The organism is Flammeovirga sp. OC4 (genome assembly GCF_000812565.1).
Taxonomy (GTDB): domain Bacteria; phylum Bacteroidota; class Bacteroidia; order Cytophagales; family Flammeovirgaceae; genus Flammeovirga.
Window position 1 is genome coordinate 1 of record NZ_JTAM01000140.1, and the last position, 3,305, is coordinate 3,305.

The following is a 3,305-nucleotide window of genomic DNA, read 5'->3' on the forward strand; positions in this document are numbered from 1 at the left end:
TTACTATTGTATAAATGCCATGGTATGATCTATATAATGTGACATGGTGTTTATTGAAAGTTTTGCTTAATAAGAAAAAATCGATGGGATATTACTTAAAAGCGTTTATCGGACAGAAAGAGAGTTTAGTTCCCATTAGAAATAAATACTCTAATTCAAAGTTGGTTGACTTAAGCGATAAAATCTCAATGATTCCAATAACGGACGAGCTGTTTGATGAGATGAACCAGATGGAAAATTCTTCTGAAATAGCTTCATTTGAGTTTTTGACAGAATACATAGAAAATAAAACTCTTGACCTAATTGGAAATAAAAAATTGGCCTATTTCGAATCTGAATTTTTTGGTGGCCAAGGTGGACACATTGGACTGATATGGGTAAATGGAAAACGAGAATTTATAGGAGAATTTAAAAAAGACACTTTGAACAAAATACTTAAGAAATTAGGTGTAATAAGAAATGGGAATCAAGATGAGTTCGAAACTGTTGGGCTTGATAGCCATAGAAATATTGAAGATTGGATAGACTAAGGAAATAGTGAGCACAATAATGGGTAAATGTCTGTAGTGGCTAAACGCTACTATGCCTAGTATATAATGTGATATGGTGATTATTGAATGTCATGTGTAATCAGAAAATGAATAAAATTAAAACAATAGTTTTTGATTTGTACAATACGTTGATTGAGATAAAAAAGTCGAATCATTTCTTTTTGAAATTATTTAAAACTTCTCAAGACGGTTTTGGGATGGGCTCTTCTTCATACCTGCAACTAGTTATGAAAAATGATGTTGAGGAATTAAAAAGTATTTTGCCTTCTGAATTTTCAAGTTTATATAATGAAAGAATCAGTGATTTAACGAAGGAGTTAGACTCTATTATTGTTTATCCTGAGGTATTGGATGTGTTGAGGGATCTAAAACAAGATTTTCGCATTTTCTTGATTTCAAATTTGGCATCACCCTATAAGAAACCTGTTTTCTCTAATAATCTTGATCAGTATTTTGAAAAAATGATTTTTTCTTGTGATTATAGATTTCTTAAACCCGATAATGAAATCTTTAAAGAAATAGAGAAAATTACAGAGGATAAACCAAACGAGATATTGATGATTGGAGATTCTTTGAAGTCAGATATTATTGGAGCTAAAAATATGGGATGGAATTATTTAAAAATCAATCGTAATGCTCCCATTTCAAAAGATTATGAAATAAAAGATTTAAACGAAATAAAAAAACAAATAATAATTCTGTAAAACATTATGTACAGTAATAAAGCACCACTTGTTTTGTAATACATTAAACTGTAAATTGAGATTGTCTTTCAACAATCTAACAGCAAACTTAAGGAGAGTTAAGACTTTACTATTGTATAAATGCCATGTATATATAATGTGATATGGTGATTATTGAATGTTAAGCGACATAACTGATCAATAAACTTTTTATTAAATGAAAAGCATTCTATTTTTTTTATTGTTTTTCCCAATGATAACTTATGGGCAGAAAGCAAAGAATTGGTATTATAAAAATAATGTTACTGTATTTGATACTTTATCTTCAGCTATTGGCTTCCTTGAAGAACCAAAAATCGAAGATTGGGAAAGCATACAATTATATAATTTAGATAAATCAGAATGTATTTTACAAGAAGGCTATTTTAAACTCAGAGATGATTATGAAATATTTGCTCCAATAAAAGTAATAGGAGAAATAAATGAATGGTACCAAATAACTACCGAAGGGAGTAAACTATATAGGAAATCAGACTCAACTTTAACTTTTCATACTTGGGAAGAGCATATTGTCAATTCAGTGGTTGCAGTTGGATTTAACCCTGGAACAAATCCAATTCGTAAAAAGCCTAATGAACAATCCGAAGAGCTTTACTACGACCACAATCAATTTTATCATCCTATTAAAATTGAAGGAGATTGGTTATACGTTAGTAAATATGATAAGGATTATGGTTGGATAAAATGGAAAAGTAAGGATTACATCTTAATTGATTGTTTCTATTTACTTTAATAAGAATAAAATTTTTACATTGACTAACATCAACAAAACTCACCGTTCACGAGTTTAGTTAGAAAGTTAGCAACAAGCAACGCAATCAAATACAATAAATAAAAGTCTATAGACTAATAATCAATAATAAATAGAAGATATGAAAACAAACAGAATTTTACTTTTGGTTTTTGCAGTAATCATGATTTCTTGTGAAAAAAGTAATGACGAAGAATTATCAGTATTGACAACCTTAAAAGGTGAAAGTGGATTGACTTACAACGAGAGTTTAGAACAATGGACTGAGCTCAAAGACAAAAATGGTAACTCATATATTTACCAAACAACCTTCGTTTCATGGACAGGATTCGGTAGTACAACTGAATTAAAGATAGAAGAAGGCGTAGTAACGTCGAGAATTTACCAAGAATTCAAAACAAATGAGACAGATGGACAACGTGAAATTATCGACTCGTACACTGAAACAAAGACTAATGTGGGTAGTCATGAAAAAGGTGCAAATCCATTAACCATTGATGACCTCTATCATTCGTGTGCAAGTGAATATTTAACAGTAGACAACGAGAATAATACATTGCATTTTGAGACTGAATTAGATGGATTGATGACTTTATGTGGATTTGTACCAGATGGATGTTTGGACGATTGCTTTAGAGGTGTAACGATTAATTCTTTCCAATGGATTGACTAATAATACCAGCTGTCTTTGCATATACTCAACGTTAGAGTAATGCATATATATTAGTAAATAATATTGCAATAAAAGATGTATCGAACAATATTCTTATTTTTTGTCACTTTGACAAGTTGTTTTGCTCAAGAACCTGACTTCAGTCAAATTAATAGTGAATATTTGAGTAGATTTTTTTTAAAAATGTGGTATAAAGAAGGTAATCAAACCCTCACTAATAATGAGATTAATAAATTAATCGGATTAATATATTTAACTAGTTCTTGGACATCTCAACTTATTCAAGGTCATGATTTCAATAAGAAGCGTAATGACAAAGTTTTAAGAAAAACAAATCCAATAGTAAACGGAAAACCCCTTTATGATTTTTCTAATATTGACTATTACGGACAGTTAACAACACATTTAAATAATAAAAAGGATATAACTCCTGTATTAAACTTATCTCTTAGAATTAGAATAAAGGAAAGATTACCACAATTTCAAAACCCTCTTGATTTTGGTAGAATAGCATGTAAAAAGCTTGGAATGTCAAATATTGATGGAAATGCAGAGGACTATAGTTACCCCACTAGTTCGGACTGTCT

General features: G+C 29.9%; 5 protein-coding genes. All 5 read left to right on the forward strand.

Annotated features, from left to right (window positions below):
- Nucleotides 1–83: 83 nt before the first annotated feature.
- Nucleotides 84–530, forward strand: a complete 447-nt coding sequence (locus PL77_RS29485) for a hypothetical protein (RefSeq protein WP_156152608.1) — start codon at nt 84–86, stop codon at nt 528–530.
- Nucleotides 531–637: 107 nt separating this feature from the next.
- On the forward strand, nt 638–1,255 hold the full coding sequence (locus tag PL77_RS29490) for an HAD family hydrolase (RefSeq protein ID WP_044213533.1): 618 nt from the start codon (nt 638–640) through the stop codon (nt 1,253–1,255).
- Nucleotides 1,256–1,451: 196 nt separating this feature from the next.
- Entirely contained in the window at nt 1,452–2,027 is a 576-nt protein-coding gene (locus PL77_RS29495) for a hypothetical protein (protein ID WP_156152609.1), read from the forward strand.
- Nucleotides 2,028–2,166: 139 nt separating this feature from the next.
- Entirely contained in the window at nt 2,167–2,718 is a 552-nt protein-coding gene (locus PL77_RS29500; protein WP_156152610.1) for a hypothetical protein, read from the forward strand.
- A gap of 75 nt (nt 2,719–2,793) precedes the next feature.
- Nucleotides 2,794–3,305: hypothetical protein (locus PL77_RS29505; RefSeq protein ID WP_044213541.1), on the forward strand; the 512-nt coding region annotated here is incomplete at its 3' end.